The sequence below is a fragment of the Streptomyces sp. NPDC059443 genome, assembly GCF_042750105.1.
In the GTDB taxonomy this organism is placed as follows: Bacteria; Actinomycetota; Actinomycetes; order Streptomycetales; family Streptomycetaceae; genus Streptomyces.
The window spans coordinates 1-22725 of sequence record NZ_JBHYVM010000011.1 but is presented as its reverse complement, the minus strand read 5'-3'; the positions used below and the strand labels follow the sequence as shown (position 1 = coordinate 22725).

Sequence of the window (22725 nt, the reverse complement as noted above, 5' to 3'; positions counted from 1 at the left end):
CCCCGTTAGAGGGCGGGCGGGACGGGCGCCGCGGCGGGCCCGGGCGGTGCCGGCGGCGCCGCCGGGACCACGAGCCGGTATCCGACGCCGCGGACGGTCTCGATGAGGGCCGGCATGCGCAGCTTGGACCGCAGCGAGGCCACGTGCACTTCGAGGGTCCGGCCGGTCCCTTCCCAGCTGGTGCGCCAGACCTCGCTGATGATCTGCTCCCGGCGGAAGACCACGCCCGGCCGCTGCGCGAGCAGGGCCAGCAGGTCGAACTCCTTGCGGGTGAGCGGCACATCGGTGTCGTTGACCCCGACCCTGCGGGTGGACAGCTCGATGGAGACGGGACCGAGCCGGACGGTACCGGGCGCGGCCGCGCCGCCCGCGGCGGACTCCTCGGAGACCCCGGTGCGCCGGGCGACGGCGTGGATGCGGGCGAGGAGTTCGCCGGTGTCGTAGGGCTTGGTGACGTAGTCGTCGGCGCCCATGTTGAGGCCGTGGATCCGGGAGCGCACGTCCGCGCGCGCCGTCACCATGATGACGGGCGTGCTGGTGCGCTTGCGGATCTTGCCGCAGACCTCGTAGCCGTCCTGGTCGGGCAGGCCCAGGTCGAGGAGGACCACGCCGAAGGGCGGGGCTCCGGCCGGGAGCAGGGCCTGGAGGGCTTCCTCGCCGCTGCGGGCGTGGGTCACCTGGAAGCCGTGCCGGGCGAGGATCGCGGACAGGGCGGCGGCAACGTGGTCGTCGTCCTCGACGAGCAGCAGTCTCATGCCGTCCCTTCCGTTCTTCTCATATCCGATGTCCGTCATCCGTTTTCCGGACACCTTGCATCCACGCCGATGGAGACTCTCACGTCAAGGTCGTTCAGGTCGGAGGCGGCTTCCGTTATGGACCCGGTACGGCCCCGGGCGCCCGGCGGCGCGGCCGCGTACGGAGCGTATCGGTGCGAGGCCGGATCGTTATGCTCAATTCTCCCTCAGATGTGCTGACGCTGTGCGCGCCACGTCACTACTGTCCTCCCAACCGAGGAGGACGGAGCAAGAAGCCGATGAGCGGAGTATCAGTGACCGAGGACGTGCGGGACGCGGCCGGTGCCGCGGACGACCTGGTCGTGCTGAGCAACGTAAACAAGCACTTCGGCGCGCTGCACGTGCTTCAGGACATCGATCTGAGCATTGCCCGCGGCGAGGTCGTCGTGGTGATCGGGCCTTCTGGATCGGGCAAGTCGACGCTGTGCCGGACCATCAACCGCCTGGAGACGATCGATTCGGGCTCCATCACGGTCGACGGGAAGCAACTGCCGTCGGAGGGGCGCGAACTGGCCCGGCTGCGTGCCGATGTCGGCATGGTCTTCCAGTCCTTCAACCTCTTCGCCCACAAGACGGTGCTGCAGAACGTCATGCTGGGCCAGCTCAAGGTCCGCAAGACGGACCAGGCCGCGGCGCTGGAGAAGGCGAAGTCGCTGCTCGACCGGGTCGGTGTCGGCTCGCAGGCCGACAAGTACCCGGCCCAGCTCTCGGGCGGTCAGCAGCAGCGCGTGGCGATCGCCCGCGCGCTGGCGATGGGCCCGAAGGTGATGCTGTTCGACGAGCCGACCTCGGCCCTCGACCCGGAGATGATCAACGAGGTGCTGGAGGTCATGCAGCAGCTCGCCCGGGAGGGGATGACGATGGTGGTCGTCACGCACGAGATGGGCTTCGCCCGCTCCGCCGCCAACCGGGTCGTCTTCATGGCCGACGGAAAGATCGTCGAAGAGGCATCGCCCGAACAGTTCTTCAGCAACCCGCGCAGTGACCGCGCCAAGGACTTCCTGTCGAAGATCCTGCACCACTGAGCTTCGCGTCTGGTAGTGATCCGGTGACGGATCGTCGTCCAACCACGTCTCACGTCTGTCTCACGTCTCACTCCGAGGGAAGTCCACCATGAAGTTCTCCAAGGTCGGCGCTGCCGCCGCCGTTGCCGTCGCTCTCGCCCTGACCGCGACCGCCTGTGGCGGAAGCAGCGACAAGACCGCCGGCGACGGCGGCGCGAGCGGCGGCGCCGCCAAGAAGGACAAGATCGTCATCGGCATCAAGTTCGACCAGCCGGGTGTGGGCCTCAAGACCCCCGACGGCAAGTTCACGGGCTTCGACGTGGACGTGGCGACGTACGTGGCCAAGGAACTCGGCTACGAGCCGGACCAGATCGAGTTCAAGCAGGCCGTCAGCGCCGAGCGCGAGAACCTGCTCTCCAACGGCGACGTGAAGCTGGTCGTCGCGAGCTACTCGATCAACGACAAGCGCAAGGCGAAGGTCGACTTCGCCGGCCCGTACTTCCTGGCCCACCAGGACCTGCTGGTCCGCGCCGACGACAACTCGATCACCAAGCCCGAGGACCTCAACAAGAAGAAGCTCTGCTCGGTCACCGGCTCCACCTCGGCGCAGAACGTCAAGACCAAGCTGGCCCCCGAGGCCGACCTCCAGGAGTTCCCGGGCTACTCCGAGTGCCTGACGGGCCTGGAGAACAAGGCCGTCGACGCCCTGACCACGGACAACGTGATCCTGGCCGGCTACGCCGCGCAGGACAAGAACAAGGGCAAGTTCAAGCTGGTCGGGCTGAGCCTGAGCAACGAGAACTACGGCATCGGCCTGAAGAAGGGCGACAAGGACCTTCAGACCAAGGTCAACGCCGCCATCACCAAGATGGAGAAGGACGGCGCCTGGCAGGCGGCCGTGACCAAGAACTTCGGCCCCTCCGGCTACAAGAACGAGCCGGCTCCGGCGATCACCGAAGGCAGCTGACCCGTCGGCCGGTCGTCCACCGGCCGGCCCACCGGCTGATTCACCGGCCGGATTCGTCGGCCGGATCGGTCGGCCCGATTCATCGATGAGGTGCGTCGCCGCCCGCCTGCCGCGGGCGGCGGCGTACCGCACCGGCCAACCTGGCCATCCTGGGGAGAGCGCAGGCCATCGTGTTCGATTTTCTTGAGTCCGGGCAGTACGACCTGCTCGGGGCCTTCTGGGTGACGGTTCAGCTCACCCTCTACTCGGCCGCCGGGTCCCTGGTCTGGGGCACCGTCCTGGCCGGGATGCGGGTCAGCCCCGTCCCGCTGATGCGGGGCTTCGGCACCGCGTACGTCAACGTGGTCCGCAACACCCCGCTGACCGTGCTTCTCATCGGCTGCGCGCTGGGCCTGAACCAGACCATGGGCGTCACGCTCGGCGGCGGTACCTTCAAGGACATCGGCTTCCGGCTGGCGGTCCTCGGACTGACCGCCTACACCGGCACGTTCGTCTGCGAGGCGCTGCGCTCGGGCATCAACACCGTGCCCGTCGGGCAGGCCGAGGCCGCCCGCGCACTGGGCCTGAGCTTCTTCCAGGTGCTCACCCTCATCGTGCTCCCCCAGGCCTTCCGGGCGGTCGTCGCACCGCTCGCCAACGTCCTGATCGCCCTCACCAAGAACACCACGGTGGCGGCGGCGATCAGCGTGGCCGAGGCGGCCGTGCTGATGAAGGAAATGATCGAGAACGAGCCGCAGGCGCTCTTCACCATCTTCGGGATCTTCGCCCTCGGCTTCATCGTTCTGACCCTGCCCACCGGCCTGCTCCTGGGCTGGGTGGCCAAGCGAGTGGCGGTGAAGCGATGACCTCCGTGCTGTACGACGCCCCGGGCCCCAGGGCCAAGGCGCGCAACTGGATCTACTCCGGTGTCTTCCTGGTCCTGTGCGCGGCGGGCCTGTGGTGGGTGCTGTCCTCCATGGCCGACAAGAAGCAGCTCGACGCCGACAAGTGGAGCCCGTTCTTCACCGACAGCCAGGTCTGGACGACGTTCCTGCTGCCGGGCCTCGGCGAAACCCTGCTGGCCGGCGCCATCTCCATGGCGATCGCCCTGCCGCTGGGCGCGCTGCTCGGCATCGGCCGGCTCTCCGACCACGTGTGGGTGCGCGCCGCCGTGGGCGCCTGGGTCGAGTTCTTCCGGGCGATCCCCGTGCTGATGCTGATGCTCTTCGGCTCGGCCTTCTACGTGAAGTACACGGGGGTCTCCCACGAGATCCGCCCGCTCTACGCCGCAGTCACGGGCCTGGTCCTGTACAACTCCGCCGTCATCGCCGAGATCGTCCGGGCCGGCGTCCATTCGCTGCCCGGCGGCCAGACCGACGCCGCGAAGGCGATCGGCATGCGCAAGGGCCAGGTCATGACGTACGTCCTGCTCCCGCAGGCCGTCACGGCGATGCTGCCGGCACTGGTCAGCCAGCTCGTGGTGATCCTCAAGGACACCGCGATCGCCGGCGCGGTGCTGGGCCTGGCCGAGCTGATGTCGGTGAACCGGCAGATCTCGGCGAACTTCAGCAACACCATCCCGACCCTCGTCGTGATCGCGGTGCTGTACATCGCGGTGAACTTCGCCATCACCACCTTCGCCTCCTGGCTCGAAGGACGGCTGAGGAAGTCGAAGAAGACCACGGACGCGATCGTTCCGGCGACCGAGTTCGACGGCGGCGCCGCGGCCTGACAGCCGGTCAGTACACTGGCGGGACACGTGTGGTACGGCGGAACTCATCCGCCGCACCACTCGGCATTGTCCGGACCGGCGTCACTTGACGCAGGCACCTCCAGTGGGTTGCATACGTTCTGTGATCACATACCGGACACCGGGAGCCACATCATGGACCCGGTGATCGTCGTCGGCGCGGGGCCCGTCGGGCTGTCCCTGTCCCTCGCCCTGGCCGGACAGGGCGTGCCCTGCGTCGTGCTCGACGAGGGACCCGGCAAGGAAGAGCCCCGCCCCGCCCGCACCGTCGCCCTGCACGCCGACACCGCCGCCATGGTGCACCGGCTGGGCTGTACGACCCTGCGCGACGAGGGCGCGTACTTCGCCGCCTGGCGCACCATGCGGCGCGGCCGGGACTCCCAGCGGATCACCTTCGAGGACGGCCCGGCCCCGATCCACCTGCCGCAGCACGCCCTGACCCGCGGGCTGCGCCACTCCGCCGCCGCGCACCCCCTGGTCCAGCTGGTCACCGAGAGCAGGATCGACTCCCTGGAGCAGGACGACCACGGGGTCACCGCGCACACCCGGGGCGCCGAGACCACCTGGTGGCGCGGCAGCTACCTGGTCGGCTGCGACGGGGCCCGCTCCACCGTGCGCAAGCTGCTCGGCATCCGCTTCCCCGGCCGCACCGCCGTCGAACGGCACGCCGTGGCCGCGCTGCGCACCGAACTCCCCTGGCCGGGCGAAGCCCTGCTGCACCGCGGGCTGACCGGAGGCGCCGGCGAGGTCACCGCCCGGCCGCTGCCCGACGGGGTGTACCGGCTGGACTGGCTGCTGCCTCCGCAGGGGGAACTCGTCACCCCCGACGCGCTCGTGACCCTCATCCGCGACACCCTCGCGGTGTGGTGCGGGGGCACGGCTCCCCCGTACGACCTCCTCGACACCGGGGTCCACACCCTGCACCACCGGCTGGCCCGGCGCTGGCGCGACGGCCGCGCCTTCCTCGCCGGGGACGCGGCGCACCTGCTCGGCGCGCTCGGCACCCAGGGCGTCGAAGAGGGCCTGCGGGACGCCGAGAACCTCGCCTGGAAGCTCTCCCTCGCCTGGCACCAGGGGGCCTCCGCGGAACTCCTCGACAGTTACGAGGCCGAGCGCCGCAGGGCGGTGGCCGCCCGGCTGCGCGCCGCCGACCAGGCCATGCCCGCGCTACGCTCCGGGGGCGGGCTGCGCACCTTGCTCCCCGGAGCCTCGCGCGCCGCCGAATCCCTCCTCACCGACGGCCACCTGGGGCGGGGCCCGCTGGGCGCCGAGCCCGTGTACGCCCCGGCCGTGGCCGTGCGCGAGGTACCGACGGCCACCGAGCCGGGCGGGCCCGTGGAGAACATCCCCGTCACCGCGCCCGACGGCGCCACCGTCCCGCTGCGCGACCAGCTCGGCCGGGGCAGGCTGCTGGTCGTCCTCGTCGCCCCCGGCACCGGCGTCTGGGACCGGCGCCACTGGCTCGGCGCCGGCCTGATGCCCCGCCTCGCGGCGGCCGTCGCGGCGCTCCCGGTCCGGGCGGAGCTGCTGGTCGCGGACGGGTACCCGGGGGCCGCGGCGCACACCGTGCTCCTCGTACGACCGGACGGGCATCTGGCGGCGACCTTCGCCGGGGTCCGCCCGGCGGAGCTGTACGAGGCCGCGGACGCGGTCCGCCACGGCCCGCCCGAGGCCGCCCCCTCTCCCGTCCCCGCCCCTTCGCCGGCCCCCGCTGTGACGCCCGCCGTCACACCGGTGATCGATTGACCCTCCGGCCCGCTCGTGCTTCACTCACGGACATGACCGGCAACGACGTACGCCTGTGGCGGAGGGTCCATATGGACCTGCTCCGCTATGCGGGCTGCGTGTGTCGCCCTTCCTGCTGATTCGCCTTTCCTCCGCGCGCCCGCCGTGTGCCGCGCACCTTCGCGAACCCCCAGGACGGTCACCCTCCATGTCTGCACCTTCGTACGCCCCCGCGTCCACGCACGCCCCTGCTCCGGCTCCGGCGTCCACACACGCTCCGGCTCCCGCCCCGGCGCCCGCCGCCATCACGGCGGCGGACCTCCTCGCCTTCACCCTCCGCGTCGCCTCCGACCCCGAGCTGATCGCCTCCCTCCCCCTCGACCCCGAGGGCCGGACGTGGATCCGGCTCGACGGACCGGGCGGCAGCGAGGCCTGGCTGATCGGCTGGCCGCCGGGGACCGGCACCGGCTGGCACGACCACGCCGAGTCGCGGGGCGCGTTCACCACCGCCCGCGGGCACCTCACCGAGAACTCCCTGGCGGTCCGCATCCCCTCGGAGGGGTGGCGGTCCCTCTCCCTGGCTCCGGACGTGGACCGCACGCGCAGCCTGGGTGCGGGTGCCGGGCGGGCCTTCGGCGAGCACCACGTCCACGAGGTGCTGAACGAGTCCGGGACCGAGCACGCGATCTCGGTCCACGCGTACTACCCGCCGCTCCCGCTGATCCGCCGCTACAGCCGCACCGGCCCGGTGCTCACGCTGGAGCAGGTCGAGCGTCCGGCGGACTGGCAGTGAGCGGCATCGACGCCCTCGTGGACCGGCTGCGCACCACGTACGCGCGAGTGGACCCGGCCCGGGCGTACGCGGAGTCCCTGGCCGGGGCGCTCCTGGTCGACATCCGCTACCAGGCCCTGCGCGAGCGGGACGGGCTGATCCCGGGCGCCCTGGTGATCGAGCGCAACGAACTGGAATGGCGCCTGGACCCCGAGGGCTCCCACCGCCTCCCGGAGGCCACGGACCACGGGATCCGCGCCATCGTCATCTGCAACGAGGGCTACGCCTCCACCCTCGCGGCGGCCTCCCTGCACGCACTGTCGCTCCCGAACGCGACGGACCTCACGGGGGGCTTCCAGGCCTGGCGCGCGGCGGGCCTGCCGGTGACTCCGCCTTCTTCTTGAGGCGTGCCGAAACGCCGGTGAGGCTGCATCAGCCTCACCGGCGTTCCTGCCGCACGCCCCGGGGCCTAGCCCTTCGCGGCCGCGACGTCCACCGGCCGGATGCGCAGGGCCAGCCGGCCCGGGACCGACGTCGCGCACAGCGCCAGCAGGCCCGCCCCGGCGACGACCACCCCGTACGCCAGCGGTAGCACCACCGGCGCGGCCACCCCGGTCATGCCCACGCTGAAGGCGGTCAGTACCGCCAGCGCGATCCCCGAGCCCAGCGCCGCCCCCATCAGGAGCACCGCCAGCGCCTCCACCCGCAGCATCCCCCGTACCTGCCGGCGCGTCGCACCCGTCAGGCGGAGCATCGCGAACTCCCGCAGCCGCTCCCCCGTGGACATCGCCAGCGTGTTCGCCACCGCGATCGCGGTGAAAGCCAGGACCAGGCCCATCGCCAGCAGGTTGATCTCCGCCCCCGCGGCCTGCCGCTCCGCCCGCGCCCCGTCCGCGTCGGCCGCCGACAGCACCGCCACGCCCGGGTACTCCCGTACGGCCGAGGCCAGCGCGTCCCGGCCGGCGGTACCCGCCACCAGCACGCTCGAAGCCAGCGGATCGTCCACGTGCGCGGCCACCAGAGCGTGCGGCAGCGTCACGTCCCCGAAGCCCAGCCCCCGCGCGTACACCGCCGACACGGTGAGGGTGACCGGCGTTCCGTCGCCCAGTGTCAGCGCCAGCGGGCTCCCGGGCTTCAGCCCGAGCTGGTCGGCGGCCAGTTCGCTCACCGCGACGCTCCCGTCCCCGAAGCCCGCCAGGGTTCCGCCCGTCACGCCCGGGTCCCAGGTCCGGTCCAGGCCGGCCGGGGTCACGCCCTGGGCCGCGTACTTCGTCAGCCCCACCCGTACCGAGGTGTGCACGATCTCGGTGACCGCCTCGACCCCGGGGGTCCGGCGGAGCCGGTCGGCCGCGCCGCCGGAGACCCCCGGCCCCCGCCCCGCGAGCACCCACTCGGCCCGCACCCCGTCGCGGGCCTGCGCCCGCGCCGCGTCGCCGAGGGTCGGGGTGACGAAGAGCACGGTGCAGGCCATCCCGATCAGCAGGGTGAGCGGGGTGACGGCCGAGGCCATCCGGGTGGCGTTGCCGCGCAGGTTCGCGGTGGCCAGGTGTCCGCCCGGACCGGCCGCGCGCAGCGGTCCGGCGAGCACCGCGGCCGCGCCCCTGACGATGAACGGGCCCAGCAGCGAGACCGCTCCGGCGAGCACCACGACGGCGAGGAAGGTGACCGGCGTGGACGCCGGCTCGGTGCGCAGCGTGCTCAGTACGGCGACCAGGACCATCCCGGCGGCCAGCAGCAGCACCCCGGCCGCGGTCCGCGCCCACGCGGGCCGGCGCCGCTCGACCGCGGCTTCGGCGAGCGCCTCGGCGGGCCGGATCCGGGCGATGCGCCGTGCGGTGATCCGGGCCGCGGCCCAGGCTCCGAGCAGGCTCGCCCCGACGGCGGCGATCATCGGGAAGATCCCGGCGGTGCGCTCCAGGGTGACGGGAACCACCCCGCCGGCCACGAACCGGCCGTGCAGCCAGGCGGCGAGCGGCAGCCCGGCGAGCGCTCCGGCCACCCCGGCGGCCAGGCCGACGAGCAGCGCCTCGCGGCCGATCATGCGGCGCAGCTGGCGGGGCGTGGCGGCGATGGCGCGGAGCAGGGCGAGTTCGCGGTGGCGCTGCTGGATCGACAGGGCGAAGGTGCCGGTGACCACGAGGATCGCCACGAGGAGGGAGGTGCCGCCCATCGCGCCGCCCATGGAGACCAGCTTGATCCGGGCACCGGCCGCGTCGAGGAACTCCACGGGGCCCCGCTCGTCGCCCGAGGCGACCTGCGCGGTGGCGCCGTCGGCGGTGCCGTGGAGCGCCTGACGGACCCGGTCCGCGAGTTCTCCGGCAGCGGTCCCGGGCTCGGGAACCACCCCGATGGCACTGACTTGCCCGTCGCGGGCGGCGAGCCGCCGGGCTTCGGCGTCGCTGAAGAACAGCGCGCCCTGCTGCGCCAGGCTCCCGCCGGCCGTGGCGGCGATCCCGCTGACCTTGTACGTCCTGGGCTCACCGGTGGACTGCACGATGAGGTCCGAGCCGGGCTCCAGGCCCGCGCGGGCGGCGAGTTCGCGGTCGACGACCACCTCGGCGCCGCCCTGGGGGGCACGGCCCCGGTCGAGCGTGAAGGGGGTGAGCACGGCCGAGGTCCAGGCGTGCCCGTACGAGGGCTTCGTGCCCGCGCCCTTGACCAGCGGCACGGCCTGGAAGGTGAGCTCGGGGACGGCCCGCGCCACTCCGGGCACCGCGCGGACGGTGTCCACGGTGGCGGCCGGCAGCCAGGCCCGTTCGGCGACGGGCTTGGCCTTGTGCTTCGTCTTGCTCTTGCCCTTCTTCTCCTTGACCGTCGTCTCGTGGACGTTCTGGTCGGCGGAGACGAGGACCGGGGCGCCCGCGTAGCGCTCGGTGGCGATCTTTCCGCGGAGCCCCGTTTCCAGGAGGGTGCCGCAGGCGGTGACGAGGGCCGCCGCGCACAACAGGGCGACGAAGGCTCCGAGGAAACCGGCTTTGCGGTCCCTGACGGTCTGGAGTGCGTAGCGCAGCATCATGCGGTCAACTCTGCCGCCGGGGCGGTTCCCTGACATTGGAGCACCCCGGCGTCCGCCCCCTGGGGCTAACCCCACCCCACCGGCGGGATCAGCCCCCCGAGTACCCCGAGTACCCCGAGTACCCCGGGTCGTCGGCGTCGAGGTCCTCGTCGGTGCCCTCCGCCTCCAGGGCGCGGCGCACCACCCGCAGGGCCATGCCCTCCGGGTATCCCTTGCGGGCGAGCATCCCGGCGAGCCGCCGGAGCCGCTTGTCCCGCTCCAGGCCCCGGGTGGAGCGGAGCTTGCGCTCCACGAGCTCCCGGGCGGTCTCCTCCTCCTGGTCGGAGTCCAGCTGCTCCAGGGCCTCCTGCACGAGGGTGGGGTCCACCCCCTTGGTCCGCAGCTCCTGCGCGAGCGCCCGGCGGGCCAGGCCCCGGCCGCGGTGCCGGGACTCGACCCAGGCACCGGCGAACGCGGCGTCGTCGATCAGGCCCACCTCCTCGAACCGGGAGAGGACCTGCTCCGACACCTCCTCGGGGATGTCCCGCTTGGCCAGGGCGTCCGCGAGCTGCCGCCGGGTGCGCGGCATCCCGGTGAGCAGGCGCAGACAGATCGCCCGCGCCTGCTCCTCGGGACTCTGGGGCGGCAGTTCCTGACGGTCTTCCCTGCCGCCCTCCGCGCGGCGGCCGCCCCGGCCGCCGCCTTCACGGCGGCCTTGACGACTGCCCGCGCGGCGGCCTTCAGGGCCGTCCGCGCCGCCCCTTTCCTGCTCCCACACGGGTCAGCTCTTGGCGACGGCGGCCTTGGCCGCGGTCTTGGCCTTCGACGCGGGAGCGGGCACGGCCGGCGTCTCGGCGGCGGCGTCCGCGCCTGCCTCGGCGGTGGTGGCGGTGGCGTCCTTGCGGACTCCGACGCCCAGCTTCTCCTTGATCTTCCGCTCGATCTCGTTGGCGAGGTCGGGGTTGTCCTTGAGGAAGTTGCGGGCGTTCTCCTTGCCCTGGCCGAGCTGGTCGCCCTCGTATGTGTACCAGGCGCCGGCCTTGCGCACGAAGCCGTGCTCCACGCCCATGTCGATCAGGCCGCCCTCGCGGCTGATGCCCTGGCCGTAGAGGATGTCGAACTCGGCCTGCTTGAAGGGCGGCGCGACCTTGTTCTTGACGACCTTGACGCGGGTGCGGTTGCCGACCGCTTCCGTGCCGTCCTTCAGGGTCTCGATGCGCCGGATGTCGAGGCGCACGGAGGCGTAGAACTTCAGCGCGCGGCCACCGGTGGTGGTCTCGGGCGAGCCGAACATCACACCGATCTTCTCGCGGAGCTGGTTGATGAAGATCGCGGTGGTCTTGGACTGGCTGAGCGCACCGGTGATCTTCCGGAGGGCCTGGCTCATCAGGCGGGCCTGGAGACCCACGTGCGAGTCGCCCATCTCACCCTCGATTTCCGCGCGCGGCACGAGCGCCGCGACGGAGTCGATGACGATCAGGTCGATCGCACCGGAGCGGACCAGCATGTCCACGATCTCCAGCGCCTGCTCGCCGGTGTCCGGCTGGGACAGGATGAGGTTGTCGGTGTCCACGCCGAGGGCCTTGGCGTACTCGGGGTCGAGCGCGTGCTCGGCGTCCACGAAGGCAACGGTGCCGCCGGCCTTCTGCGCGTTGGCCACGGCGTGCAGGGTCAGGGTCGTCTTACCGGAGGATTCCGGTCCGTACACCTCGACCACACGGCCGCGGGGCAGCCCGCCGACGCCGAGCGCGATGTCCAGCGCGGTCGAGCCGGTAGAGATGACCTCGATGGGGTCGTTCGGCTTGTCGCCGAGCCGCATCACGGCACCCTTGCCGAATTGCCGTTCAATCTGTGCGAGCGCGGCGTCGAGAGCCTTCTCGCGGTCGTTGCCTGCCATGGGTTCCACCCGATTTGCTTGAGTCGATCGCTTCACGCCATTGACGCTAACGCCTGCCACTGACAACGCGGTCCGCCGTCCGGTTTGACTGTGGATAACCCATAAGAATGTGTGTTCGATTTCCCTGTCAAGCGCGCCACGCCGAACCCGTCCGCCCCGCCCGCGACTGGCATGATCCACTGCCATGGCAGACAGAGACGACACCAGGTTCCGGGCAGGTCAGACGGCGCTCATCATGCGGATACCCGAGGCGGAGCCCGTGGTCGGGGCCTGGCGGGACCGGCTCGACCACTCGGCCCGGGCCGGGGTCCCGGCGCACGTCAGCGTCCTCTATCCGTTCCTCGACGAGAGCCGCATCACCCCCGCCACCCTGGCCGCGCTCGCCGCGATCCTGCACCCCGTCCACGCATTCGACCTCCGCTTCGAGCGGACCGGCCGCTTCCCCGGGGGCCTCTACCTCGCCCCCGAGCCCGGCGACCGGCTGAAGCGCCTGACCCTGGCGGTCGCCGAACGCTGGCCGGAGGCGCCGCCCTACGGCGGCCGGTACCCCGAGGTGGTCCCGCACCTCACCGTGGCCCAGCGGGCGGACGAGGCGGCCCTGGCCGCCGCCGAGACCGACCTCCGCGACCGGCTCCCCTTCACCGCCCGCGTCCGCTCGGTGGAGCTGGTGGCCTTCGACGGCACCGCCTGGCGCGAGCGCACGTCGTTCGCACTGCGGGAGCCGTCGCGGGATCCGTCGCCGGAGCCGTCGCGGGAGTCGGAGACAAGAAAGTGACAACCCATGGTTGACAGTCATTCGACTGTCAACCTACGGTTGCACTCATGACGAACCCTTCAGTGGAACCCGTTCGCATGACCAACCCGGTACGCCTCGACGAGCTCATCGAGGCCATCAAGAAGGTCCACACCGACACCCTGGAGCAGCTCAGCGGCGCCGTGGTCGCCGCCGAGGCGCTCGGGGAGGTCGCCGACCACCTCATCGGCCACTTCGTCGACCAGGCCCGCCGCTCCGGCGCCTCCTGGACGGACATCGGCCGCAGCATGGGCGTCACCCGCCAGGCCGCCCAGAAGCGCTTCGTCCCCAAGGCCGACAAGGCCGGGGAGGGCAACGACCTCGACGCCTCGCAGGGCTTCGCCCGGTTCACCCCCCGCGCCCGCAACGTGGTAGTGACCGCCCAGAACGAGGCCCGCGCGGCCTCCAGCGCGGAGATCGGCGCCGCGCACCTGGTCCTCGGGCTGCTCGCCGATCCCGAGTCCCTCGCCGCGATCACCCTGCGGGCGCAGGGGATCGTCCTGGACGACGTACGGGCCGCCGCGACCGCCGCCCTGCCGGCCGCCGCCGCGGAGATGCCGGCGCTCGTGCCCTTCGACGCCGCCGCCAAGAAGGCCCTCGAACTCACCTTCCGCGAGGCCCTGCGGCTGGGCCACGCCTACGTCGGCACCGAGCACATCCTCCTCGCCCTCCTCGAACTGGAGGACGGCGAGGGCGTGCTCACCTCCCTCGGCATCGACAAGGCCGCCACCGAGGCGAGCGTCACCGAAGCCCTGGAATCCGTACTCGGCGCCACCGAGGAGAAGTAGCACCCACCGCGGGGTCGTCCCCGGCCCGGGGCGGGCCGGGGACTTCCCCGTCCGGGTCCTCCGCCACCGCGTACCGCTTCACGTACGCGCCCAGCAGGGCGGTGCCGGCGATGACCGATCCGAAGGCCACCGCCGGATGGATGTCCACGGTCCTCGCGGTCAGCTTCGGCTGGAGGACGTAGTTCTCGAACTGCTGGTAGACCACCACGAATCCGAGCACGTACAGCGGGTACCAGGGGCTGACGGTGAAGGCCTGCAGCATCGGCAGCGCGCCCGCTAGGTAGGTGCCGATGGTGGGGATGAACTGCGACACCAGCCCCACCCACACCGCGAGCCCGGGCGCGTACGGCACGTGGAGCGCCACGAAGCAGATGTAGTGCGCGACCCCGGAGACCAGCGCTCTGCACGTACTTCTGCAGCCAGTCGGAGTGCAGCAGGCTGTCCTGGATGTCCAGCCGGGACAGATCGGTGTGGAAAGTGCGGTTGATCGAACCGATCACCGAGTCCAGATAGCCCGGGAACCCTTCCACCAGGTCGACGATCTGCCCGGCGAGCATCGAGCCGAGCAGGACGACGAATCCCGCGGCCGCCACGAACACCCGAGGAACACCAGGAAGGTGGCGAGCCCGCGGCGCATGCCCCGGGCCGCCATCCGGGCCACGGCGGGTTCGACGGCGAGGGCGAGGAAGAACGCGATCAGGATGTTGACGAGCAGCCCGATCAGCTGGTGGAAGGCCCAGCTGCCGAGCTGGAAGCAGGCGACGAGGGCGCTGCCACGCCGCCAAGTCTGTCCCACCCGGCCCCCGCCCCTCCCCCGTCCGACCCCCACCCGGCTTCGTACGGGGAACCGCGCGGGTGGGTCAGCGCAGCGAGGCCGGCACGTCCATGGCCGAACACACCGCGCGCCACACGTCCTTGGTCTCCCAGCCCGCGTCGAGCGCCTCGTGGACCGTGCGACCCCCGAGCTCCCCCATCACGTGGTCGCGCGCGAAGGACTCCGCGTAGCCCGCGCCGAAGTGCTCTGCCATCCGTTCCCAGAAAATCGTCAACCGCATGCCCCCAGTATCCCGCCCCGGAGAGTGCACCGGCCGCGTTCGGGCCCCCTCGGCGCAGCACCGGCCCCTACGTTTCTCGCATGCCTGGAGACGAAGCTTCCGCACTGGCCCGCGCCGAGCAGTTCATCTGGCTCACGGCCCGGGTCCTGGAGCAGCGGCGGTACGCGTTCCACTTCCTCGGCGGGGAAGCCGACCCGGTGGACGCAGCCCTCGGCGCGTACCTCGGCGCCGACGGCGGCTACGGCCACGCCCTCGATCCGGACCTGCGCGGCCCCCTCAGCCATCCGCTGCACACCGCGCACGCCCTGCGCGTCCTGGACGGCCTGGGCCGCTGCTCCGGGCAGCGCATCGAGCGGCTCTGCGCCCACCTGACCCGCGTCTCCACCCCGGACGGGGCGCTTCCGGTGGTCTCCCCGCAGCCCGGCGGCTACCCGGCGGCCCCGTACCACGCCCTGCACGACGATCCGCCGGGCGACCTGCTGACCACCGGCCCCGTGGTCGGGCTGCTGCACCGCAACCGGATCTGGCACGCGTGGCTGTTCCGGGCCACGGACTTCTGCTGGGACCGGGTGGAGCACCTGCGCCGCTCGCACCCGTACGAGATCCAGAGCGCGGTGGCCTTCCTGGACGCGGTCCCCGACCGGGCGCGGGCCGCGGCGGCCGCGGACCGGCTGGGGCGGCTCACGCGCGAGCAGCGGCTCGTCGTACTGGATCCCGGGCACGAGGACTCGTACCCCCCGGTGCCCGGCTACGCCCCGGGCGAGCACCTCTACCCGTACGACTTCGCCCGCCGCCCCGACTCGCTGGCCCGCGGCTGGTTCACGGACGCGGAGCTGCGCCGCTCGCTGCGCTTCCTGGCCGGCTCGCAGCAGCCGGACGGCGGCTGGCCGGTGCACCGCAGGGCCTGGGCGCCGGGCAGCTCGCTGGAGCGCCGGCCGATCGCCACCCTGGAGGCACTGCTGACGCTGCGCGCGTACGGGGTCCTTCCGGAAGCTCCGGAGGTTCCGGCAGGACCGGAAGCTCCGGAGGGAATCAGCCGCCCAGGGCCCGCAGACCCGCGGTGACGACCACGGCCGCCGCGACCACGACGAGGAACGGGGCCCGCAGCAGCAGCGCGATCCCGGCGGCCGCGAGCCCGGCGGCGCGGGCGTCGAGGACGAGCTCGTGCCCGGTGGCGAAGGTCTGCTGCGCGGTGAGCGCGGCGAGCAGCGCGACCGGAAGCAGTGCGGACAGCTTGCGCACGGCCGGCCGCTCCAGGGCCCCGGCGGGGACGAGCAGTCCGGCGAGCTTGACTCCGTAGCAGCCGACGACGGTCAGCCCGATGGCGATCCAGACGTTCACGAGCGGCGTCCCTTCATCCACAGCACGACCGGCGCGGCCAGCGCCGCGATCAGCACCGGAACCCCGGCCGGGAGCACGGGCAGCAGCCCCAGCCCCAGGACGAGGGCGAGCCCGGCGACGGCCCGCTCGGTGGAGGTCTTCAGCATGGGCGCGAGCAGCGCGAGGAAGACGGCGGGTCCGGCGGCGTCCAGCCCCCAGGCCCTGGTGTCCCCGATGGCCTCGGCGCCGAGGGCGCCCAGCAGGGTGGTGACGTTCCACAGGAGGTAGAGGCTCAGCCCGGTCACGGTGAAGCCGAGGCGCGCCGACTTCCGGTCTGGCTGGGCGAGGGCCACGGCGGTGGTCTCGTCGATCACCCAGTGCGCGGCGAGGGGCCGGACGGCCTTGGGGAGCGCGAGCAGCTGGGACAGCCGCAGCCCGTAGAAGGCGTTGCGGGTGCCGAGGAAGAAGGCCCCGGCCGCGGCCGTGAACGGATTGCCGCCTGCGGCCAGCGCCCCGACCAGCGCGAACTGCGAGGCCCCGGTGAACACCAGCAGGCTGAGCACGCACGCCTGGAGGGTGCTGATCCCGGACCCGGCGGCCGTCACCCCGAAGGCGAACCCGGACAGCCCGACCGCCACTCCGACGCCGAGCGCGTCCCGTACGACGGCGGCGCGCGGCTTGTCCACCGCGACGGCCTCGGCCTCGGCCTCGCCCCCGCCGGGGACGGGCACTTCTCGTATGACCATCTGATGTTCTCCCACGCCCCGAAAGTACGGAGTGAGGGGCGACGGGGTCTTGTACGTTCTTGCACCGTCTCTGGCGCGTACGACGGCGCCCCGGCCGCGGAGGGCGCTCCTAGCCGGCGGCCCGTCCCCGCCGGTAGGCGCCCGGCGGGACCCCCACGATGCGGGTGAAGTGCCGGTTCAGGTGGGGCTGGTCGGTGAAGCCGACGGTGACGGCCGCCTCCGCCGGCGGGGTTCCGGCGTCGAGGAGCAGCCGCGCGCGCCGGACCCGGGCGTCCGTCAGCCAGGTGTGCGGGGGCATGCCGTACCGGTCCCGGAAGGCCCTCAGCAGGGCGAACGGGCTGGTGCCCAGCTCCGCCGCGAGCTGCTCCAGCGAAGGCGGTTCGCCCATCCGCTCCTCCAGTACGGCCCGGGCCCGCTCCGCGTCGGCCGCGCCCGCGCGGCGTACCGGACGGGCGGGCAGCGGCCCGGCGTGCCGGGTCAGCATCCGGGCCACCGCACCGCGCAGCAGGGTGTCGGCGGCCAGGGCGTTGCCGGCCTCGGCGGCCCGGTGGACCTCGGTGATCACCCGGGAGGCCTGCGGGTCGGCGACCATGTCGGCGGTGAAGCCGGGGGTTCCGCGCAGGGTGCCGATCTCGGCGGCCACCTCGGCGATCAGCGCCCGGGACGGGTAGAGGGTGGCGTAGGCCCAGCCCTCGGGAACCCCGGCGCGCGCGGTGTGCGCGACCTCGGGGTTGATCAGGACCACGCTGCCGGGGCCGGCGCGGACGGTTCCGCCGGGCAGCCCGATCTCCTCGATGCCGCCGGTGACGGCCGCGATGACGTAGCCGTCGTGGGCGTGGCGCGGGAAGGTGTGGCGTACGTAGTGGGCGCGCAGGAGGTCCAGGCCGGGCAGTTCCGCGTACTGCCAGTGCCGTGCCCATTCCCGGCGGTCGCGGCCGTCGGCCGCTCCGGTGCCCGCTCCTGTCCCCGTGCCCGTCCCCATCCCCCCATTCTGCGCCCGCTCGGGCTCCGCTTCCGCGCCCGTCCCGGCTCCGCGTTTTCCACAGGTCCGGCCGGCTGTCAGTGGCCGGGTGCACGATGGGGGCATGTCCGGTACCGCGCTCGACTCGTTCTCCCCCGCGACCCGCTCCTGGTTCACGGGGGCCTTCGCCTCGCCCACCTCCGCGCAGGAGGGCGCCTGGCGGGCGATCGGGCAGGGCTCGGACGTGCTGGTGGTGGCCCCCACCGGCTCCGGCAAGACCCTGGCCGCCTTCCTCGCCGCCTTGGACCAGCTCGCGTCGACCCCGCCGCCGGCCGACCCGAAGAAGCGCTGCCGGGTGCTGTACGTATCTCCGCTGAAGGCCCTGGCGGTGGACGTGGAGCGCAACCTGCGCAGCCCGCTCACCGGGATCCGGCAGGAGTCCGCGCGCCTGGGGCTGCCCGAGCCGGAGATCCGGGTCGGGATCCGCTCCGGCGACACCCCGCCCGCCGAGCGGCGGGCCCTGTCCACCCGGCCGCCGGACATCCTGATCACCACGCCCGAATCGCTGTTCCTGATGCTGACCTCGGCGGCCCGCGAGGCCCTGACCGGGATCGAGACGGTGATCCTGGACGAGGTGCACGCGGTAGCCGGGACCAAGCGCGGGGCCCATCTCGCCCTGTCGCTGGAGCGGTTGGACGAGCTGCTGGCGCGTCCGGCCCGCCGGATCGGCCTGTCGGCGACGGTCCGGCCGGTGGACGAGGTGGCCCGGTACCTCGCGCCGCGCGGCAAGGTGGAGATCGTCCAGCCGCCTTCGGCCAAGGAGTTCGACCTGTCGGTGGTCGTCCCCGTCGAGGACATGGGCGAGTTGGGCGGCTCCCCCGCCACCGAGGGCAGGGAGGGCGGCGACAAACCCTCGATCTGGCCGCATGTGGAGGAGCGGATCGCCGATCTGGTGCAGGCCCACCGCTCCACGATCGTGTTCGCCAACTCCCGCCGCCTCGCCGAGCGCCTGTGCAACCGGCTCAACGAGATCGCGTACGAGCGCGCCACGGGCGGCCCGCTGCCCGAGGGACCGCCCCCGGCCGAGCTCATGGCCCAGTCGGGCGCCGCCCATGGCGCGCCGCCGCTGCTGGCCCGCGCCCACCACGGTTCGGTCTCCAAGGAGCAGCGGGCCCTGGTGGAGGAGGACTTGAAGGCGGGCCGGCTGCCGGCCGTCGTCGCCACCTCCAGCCTGGAGCTCGGCATCGACATGGGCGCGGTGGACCTCGTCATCCAGGTGGAGTCCCCGCCGTCGGTGGCCTCCGGGCTCCAGCGGGTCGGCCGGGCCGGGCACCAGGTGGGCGCGGTCTCCACCGGGGTCGTCTTCCCCAAGTACCGGGGGGACCTGGTCCAGGCCGCCGTGGTCACCGAGCGGATGCGCACCGGCTCGATCGAATCCCTGCGCGTCCCCTCCAATCCGCTGGACGTCCTCGCCCAGCAGCTCGTCGCGATGACCGCGATGGACACCTGGCAGCTGGACGACCTGCTCGCCCTGGTGCGACGGGCGGCGCCGTTCGCGGCTCTGCCCGATTCGGCGTTCACGGCGGTCCTGGACATGCTGGCGGGCCGCTATCCGTCGGATGCGTTCGCCGAGCTCAGACCCCGGGTGGTGTGGGACCGCGTGGCCGGTACGGTCACCGGCCGGCCCGGCGCCCAGCGGCTCGCGGTCACCTCCGGCGGGACCATCCCGGACCGCGGCCTCTTCGGCGTCTTCCTGGCCGGCAGCACTGCATCCGATGAGAAGCGGGGCAAGAAGGGCGGCGGCCGGGTCGGAGAGCTCGATGAGGAGATGGTCTACGAATCCCGCGTCGGCGACGTCTTCACCCTGGGCACCACCTCCTGGCGGATCGTGGACATCACCCGCGACCGCGTCCTGGTCACCCCCGCTCCCGGGGTCCCGGGCCGGCTCCCGTTCTGGAAGGGCGACCAGCTGGGCCGGCCGCTCGAACTGGGCCGCGCGGTCGGCGCGTTCCTGCGCGAGCTCGGCGGGCTCACGGCGGACGACGCGCGCCTGCGCCTGCTGGCGGCGGGTCTGGACGCCTGGGCCGCGGAGAACGTCCTGTCCTACCTCGCCGAACAGCGCGAGGCCTGCGGCCACGTACCGGACGACCGCACCATCCTGGTCGAGCGGTTCCGCGACGAGCTCGGCGACTGGCGGGTCGTCGTCCACTCCCCCTTCGGCGCCCAGGTGCACGCCCCCTGGGCGCTAGCCCTCGGCGCCCGGCTCTCCGAGCGGTACGGGATGGACGCGCAGGTGATGCACGCCGACGACGGCATCGTGCTGCGCCTCCCGGACGCCGACCTGCTCTCCATGGACCTCCTCGACCACGACCCCGCGGGCCAACCCGTCAGCGGGCTGGGGTCCTTCGAGTTCGACGACGAGAAGGCCCCGCTGGGCGCGGCGGACGTGACCTTCGACCACGGGGACGTCCAGCAGATCGTCACCGACCAGGTCGGCGGCTCCGCCCTGTTCGCCTCCCGCTTCCGCGAGTGCGCGGCGCGCGCCCTGCTGCTGCCGCGCCGCAACCCCGGCAAGCGCACCCCCCTGTGGCAGCAGCGCCAGCGCGCCTCGCAGCTCCTCCAAGTGGCTTCGGAGTTCGGATCGTTCCCGATCGTGCTGGAAGCCGTACGGGAATGCCTCCAGGACGTCTTCGACGTACCGGGCCTGACCGAGCTGATGGGGGACATCGAAGCCCGCCGGGTCCGCCTCGTCGAGGTCACCACCGCGGAGCCCTCCCCCTTCGCCCGTTCCCTCCTCTTCGGCTACGTCGCCCAGTTCCTCTACGAGGGCGACTCGCCCCTGGCCGAGCGCAGGGCGGCCGCGCTGTCGCTGGACTCCCGGCTGCTGGCCGAACTGCTCGGCCAGGCCGAGCTCCGCGAGCTGCTGGACGCGGAGGTACTGGCGGAGCTGGAGCGGGAGCTCCAGTGGCTGACGGAGGACCGGCGGGCCAAGGACGCCGAGTCGGTGGCCGACCTGCTGCGCCTGCTGGGCCCGCTCACCGCCGCGGAGCTGAAGGCGCGCGGCGCGGACCCGGCATGGGCGCGGTCCCTCGCCTCGTCCCGCAGGGCGATCCGGGTCCGGATCGGCGGCGAGGAGCACTGGGCGGCGATCGAGGACGCGGGCCGGCTGCGGGACGCGCTGGGCACGGCCCTCCCGGTGGGCGTCCCGGAGGCGTTCACCGAGCCGGTGAAGGACCCGCTGGGCGATCTCCTCGCCCGGTACGCCCGCACCCACGGCCCGTTCACCACGGCCACCGCCGCCGCCCGGTTCGGGCTGGGCGCGGCCGTGACGGACGGCGCGCTGCACCGGCTGGCGGCGGCCGGGCGGGTGGTCCAGGGCGAGTTCCACCCGGCGGGCATCGGCCAGGAATGGTGCGACGCCGGCGTGCTGCGGCGGCTGCGCCGGCGCTCGCTGGCCGCGCTGCGCCAGGAGCTGGAGCCGGTCCCGCCCACGGCCCTCGCCACGTTCCTCCCCCAGTGGCAGCACCTGGGCGGAGCCCTGCGCGGCATCGACGGCCTGGCCCGCGCGATCGAACAGCTCCAGGGCGCCCCGGTCCCGGCCTCCGCCCTCGAACGCCTGATCCTCCCGTCCCGGGTCTCGGACTACTCCCCGGCCCTCCTGGACGAACTCACCACCACGGGCGAGGTGATCTGGGCGGGCGCGGGTTCCCTCCCGGGCAAGGACGGCTGGATCTCGCTCTACCTGGCCGAGGCGGCCCCGCTCCTGCTGCCCCCGCAGCACCCGCTGGAGCTCACCCCGCTCCACGAAGCGGTCCTGAGCGCCCTCTCCGGCGGCTACGCCCTGTTCTTCCGCCAGCTCGCGGACGCGGTCCGCGCCCATACCCCGGAGGTCTCGGACCTGGACCTCTCCTCGGCGATCTGGGACCTCACCTGGTCGGGCCGCCTGACCAACGACACCCTGGCCCCGCTCCGCTCCGTCCTGGGCTCGGGCCGCACAGCCGGCTCCACGGCCCACCGGGCCCGCCGCACGATCCCCAGAGGCCGCTACGGCACGCTCACTCCCCCGTCCTCCCGTACGGGCCCCCCGACGGTCTCGGGCCGCTGGTCCCTGCTCCCGGCCCACACCCCCGACCCGACCCACCGCGCCCACGCCCTGGCCCGGACCCTGCTGGACCGCCACGGCGTGGTGACCCGGGGCGCGGTGGCCGCCGAAGGCGTGGAGGGCGGCTTCTCCTCCGTCTACCGGATCCTGTCGGCCTTCGAGGACAGCGGCCAGGCCCGCCGGGGTTACGTGGTCGAGGGCCTGGGCGCGGCCCAGTTCGCCATGGACGGAGCGGTCGACCGCCTCCGCGCCGCCGAGCGCACCCCGCCCCCACTGGCGGCGGTGGTCCTCGCGGCCGCCGACCCGGCGAACGCCTACGGCGCGGCCCTCCCCTGGCCGGAGCCCCCGACCGGCGCCACCCACAAGCCGGGCCGCAAGGCGGGCTCCCTGGTCGTCCTGGTGGACGGCGCCCTGACCCTCTACCTGGAACGCGGCGGCAAAACCCTCCTCGCCTGGCCCCCACCGGACGCCCCGTCCCTGACAGCAGCCCTGAAAGCCCTCACCACAGCCTCCCGCGCAGGCACCCTCCCGGCCCTCACGGTGGAACGCGTCAACGCCACCCCGTCCCTCACCTCCCCCTACGCCCCACCCATCGAATCCTCCGGCTTCCACGCCACCCCCCGAGGCCTACGCCTCCGCTGACGGCGACCCCCGCCTGCCCTCCGCCCGACTGAGCCCCGCCCCACCGAAGCCCCGCCGGGCGGGTACGCCCCGGCGAAGCCCCGGCCGGGGTACGGCCCGGCGGAACCATGGCCGGCTGGGGTACGGCCCAGCGGAGCCCTGGCCGAGGTGCGGCCCGGCGGAACCCTGGCCGGGGTGCGGCCCGGCGAAGCCCCGGCCGAGGTACGGCCCGGCGGAACCCTGGCCGGGGTGCGGCCCGGCGAAGCCCCGGCCGAGGTACGGCCCGGCGAAGCCCTGGCCGAGGTGCGGCCCGGCCGGGGTGCGGCCCGGCGAAGCCCCGGCCACTCGGGGTACGGCCCGGCGAAGCCCCGGCCGGGGTACGGCCCGGCGAAGCCCCGGCCAGGGTGCAGCCCGACGAAGCCCCGGCCACTCGGGGTACGGCCCGACGAAGCCCCG

The 22725-nt window shown here is 73.2% G+C and carries 20 protein-coding genes and 2 pseudogenes; 13 read left to right on the top strand and 9 right to left on the bottom strand.

Translation table 11 applies throughout. From position 1 onward, the window contains the following. Window positions 1-5 precede the first annotated feature (5 nt). A complete protein-coding gene (locus ACFXDJ_RS13280) occupies window positions 6-755 on the bottom strand; it encodes a response regulator transcription factor (protein WP_384651231.1) in 750 nt (249 codons plus the stop codon). 278 nt (window positions 756-1033) lie between these two features. Here ACFXDJ_RS13280 and ACFXDJ_RS13275 point away from each other — a divergent pair, with 278 nt between their 5' ends. From ACFXDJ_RS13275 to ACFXDJ_RS13240, 8 genes are all read left to right on the top strand, one after another. Beyond that, a complete protein-coding gene (locus ACFXDJ_RS13275; protein WP_384651200.1) occupies window positions 1034-1819 on the top strand; it encodes an amino acid ABC transporter ATP-binding protein in 786 nt (261 codons plus the stop codon). An 88-nt stretch (window positions 1820-1907) separates the two neighbouring features. Further along, window positions 1908-2765, top strand: coding sequence for a glutamate ABC transporter substrate-binding protein (locus ACFXDJ_RS13270; protein ID WP_384651198.1), 858 nt, complete (start codon window positions 1908-1910; stop codon window positions 2763-2765). Window positions 2766-2935: 170 nt separating this feature from the next. Beyond that, window positions 2936-3610, top strand: a complete 675-nt coding sequence (locus ACFXDJ_RS13265; protein WP_384651196.1) for an amino acid ABC transporter permease — start codon at window positions 2936-2938, stop codon at window positions 3608-3610. Beyond that, window positions 3607-4476 (top strand): amino acid ABC transporter permease, encoded by an 870-nt coding sequence (locus ACFXDJ_RS13260; protein WP_384651194.1) that lies wholly within the window; start codon window positions 3607-3609, stop codon window positions 4474-4476. Before ACFXDJ_RS13265 ends, ACFXDJ_RS13260 begins: the two co-directional genes overlap by 4 nt. 153 nt (window positions 4477-4629) lie before the next feature. Further along, a complete protein-coding gene (locus tag ACFXDJ_RS13255; RefSeq protein ID WP_384651193.1) occupies window positions 4630-6240 on the top strand; it encodes an FAD-dependent oxidoreductase in 1611 nt (536 codons plus the stop codon). A 32-nt stretch (window positions 6241-6272) separates the two neighbouring features. Then, window positions 6273-6359: a putative leader peptide gene (locus tag ACFXDJ_RS13250; protein ID WP_311318651.1), complete on the top strand. Its 87-nt coding sequence runs from the start codon at window positions 6273-6275 to the stop codon at window positions 6357-6359. A 68-nt stretch (window positions 6360-6427) separates the two neighbouring features. After that, a complete protein-coding gene (locus ACFXDJ_RS13245) occupies window positions 6428-7012 on the top strand; it encodes a cysteine dioxygenase (RefSeq protein WP_384651191.1) in 585 nt (194 codons plus the stop codon). Further along, window positions 7003-7395: a rhodanese-like domain-containing protein gene (locus ACFXDJ_RS13240; RefSeq protein WP_384651229.1), complete on the top strand. Its 393-nt coding sequence runs from the start codon at window positions 7003-7005 to the stop codon at window positions 7393-7395. The genes ACFXDJ_RS13245 and ACFXDJ_RS13240 overlap by 10 nt, the downstream gene beginning before the upstream one ends. Before the next feature lie 65 nt (window positions 7396-7460). Here the strand turns inward: ACFXDJ_RS13240 and ACFXDJ_RS13235 are convergent, their stop codons facing one another. The 3 genes from ACFXDJ_RS13235 to recA all read right to left on the bottom strand — a co-directional run bounded on the left by ACFXDJ_RS13235 (window position 7461) and on the right by recA (window position 11883). Continuing rightward, entirely contained in the window at window positions 7461-10007 is a 2547-nt protein-coding gene (locus tag ACFXDJ_RS13235; RefSeq protein ID WP_384651190.1) for an FtsX-like permease family protein, read from the bottom strand. Between the two features lie 88 nt (window positions 10008-10095). Next, window positions 10096-10764, bottom strand: coding sequence for a recombination regulator RecX (gene recX / locus ACFXDJ_RS13230; protein ID WP_384849042.1), 669 nt, complete (start codon window positions 10762-10764; stop codon window positions 10096-10098). A gap of 3 nt (window positions 10765-10767) precedes the next feature. Then, window positions 10768-11883 carry a recombinase RecA gene (recA, locus tag ACFXDJ_RS13225; protein ID WP_384651188.1) on the bottom strand — a complete coding sequence of 372 codons (1116 nt, stop codon included), beginning with the start codon at window positions 11881-11883 and terminating at the stop codon, window positions 10768-10770. A 184-nt stretch (window positions 11884-12067) separates the two neighbouring features. Between recA and ACFXDJ_RS13220 the strand changes: the two genes are divergently transcribed. Next, window positions 12068-12658 carry a 2'-5' RNA ligase family protein gene (locus ACFXDJ_RS13220; protein ID WP_384651186.1) on the top strand — a complete coding sequence of 197 codons (591 nt, stop codon included), beginning with the start codon at window positions 12068-12070 and terminating at the stop codon, window positions 12656-12658. 47 nt (window positions 12659-12705) lie between these two features. Next, window positions 12706-13464 carry a Clp protease N-terminal domain-containing protein gene (locus ACFXDJ_RS13215; RefSeq protein ID WP_384651184.1) on the top strand — a complete coding sequence of 253 codons (759 nt, stop codon included), beginning with the start codon at window positions 12706-12708 and terminating at the stop codon, window positions 13462-13464. On the opposite strand, the pseudogene ACFXDJ_RS13210 reads toward ACFXDJ_RS13215, so the two are convergent. Together ACFXDJ_RS13210 and ACFXDJ_RS13205 are read right to left on the bottom strand one after the other, a co-directional pair. Beyond that, a pseudogene (locus tag ACFXDJ_RS13210) lies at window positions 13418-14260 on the bottom strand (AI-2E family transporter). The gene ACFXDJ_RS13215 and the pseudogene ACFXDJ_RS13210 overlap by 47 nt on opposite strands. 64 nt (window positions 14261-14324) lie before the next feature. After that, window positions 14325-14519: a DUF3046 domain-containing protein gene (locus ACFXDJ_RS13205; RefSeq protein ID WP_384651182.1), complete on the bottom strand. Its 195-nt coding sequence runs from the start codon at window positions 14517-14519 to the stop codon at window positions 14325-14327. Between the two features lie 80 nt (window positions 14520-14599). Between ACFXDJ_RS13205 and ACFXDJ_RS13200 the strand changes: the two genes are divergently transcribed. Beyond that, window positions 14600-15583 (top strand): hypothetical protein, encoded by a 984-nt coding sequence (locus tag ACFXDJ_RS13200; protein ID WP_384651180.1) that lies wholly within the window; start codon window positions 14600-14602, stop codon window positions 15581-15583. On the opposite strand, the gene ACFXDJ_RS13195 is transcribed toward ACFXDJ_RS13200, so the two are convergent. The 3 genes from ACFXDJ_RS13195 to ACFXDJ_RS13185 form a co-directional block, all read right to left on the bottom strand. Beyond that, window positions 15552-15860, bottom strand: coding sequence for an AzlD domain-containing protein (locus tag ACFXDJ_RS13195; protein ID WP_384651178.1), 309 nt, complete (start codon window positions 15858-15860; stop codon window positions 15552-15554). The genes ACFXDJ_RS13200 and ACFXDJ_RS13195 overlap by 32 nt on opposite strands. Next, the gene (locus tag ACFXDJ_RS13190; RefSeq protein ID WP_384651225.1) at window positions 15857-16585 is read right to left on the bottom strand and encodes an AzlC family ABC transporter permease; all 729 of its coding nucleotides are present in this window, start codon (window positions 16583-16585) and stop codon (window positions 15857-15859) included. Before ACFXDJ_RS13190 ends, ACFXDJ_RS13195 begins: the two co-directional genes overlap by 4 nt. Window positions 16586-16694: 109 nt before the next feature. After that, window positions 16695-17567: an AraC family ligand binding domain-containing protein gene (locus ACFXDJ_RS13185; RefSeq protein WP_384651176.1), complete on the bottom strand. Its 873-nt coding sequence runs from the start codon at window positions 17565-17567 to the stop codon at window positions 16695-16697. A gap of 103 nt (window positions 17568-17670) precedes the next feature. Between ACFXDJ_RS13185 and ACFXDJ_RS13180 the strand changes: the two genes are divergently transcribed. Both ACFXDJ_RS13180 and ACFXDJ_RS13175 read left to right on the top strand, forming a co-directional pair. Beyond that, window positions 17671-22290, top strand: coding sequence for a DEAD/DEAH box helicase (locus ACFXDJ_RS13180; RefSeq protein ID WP_384651174.1), 4620 nt, complete (start codon window positions 17671-17673; stop codon window positions 22288-22290). A gap of 147 nt (window positions 22291-22437) precedes the next feature. Next, window positions 22438-22725, top strand: a pseudogene (locus ACFXDJ_RS13175) (hypothetical protein); the annotation flags it as partial.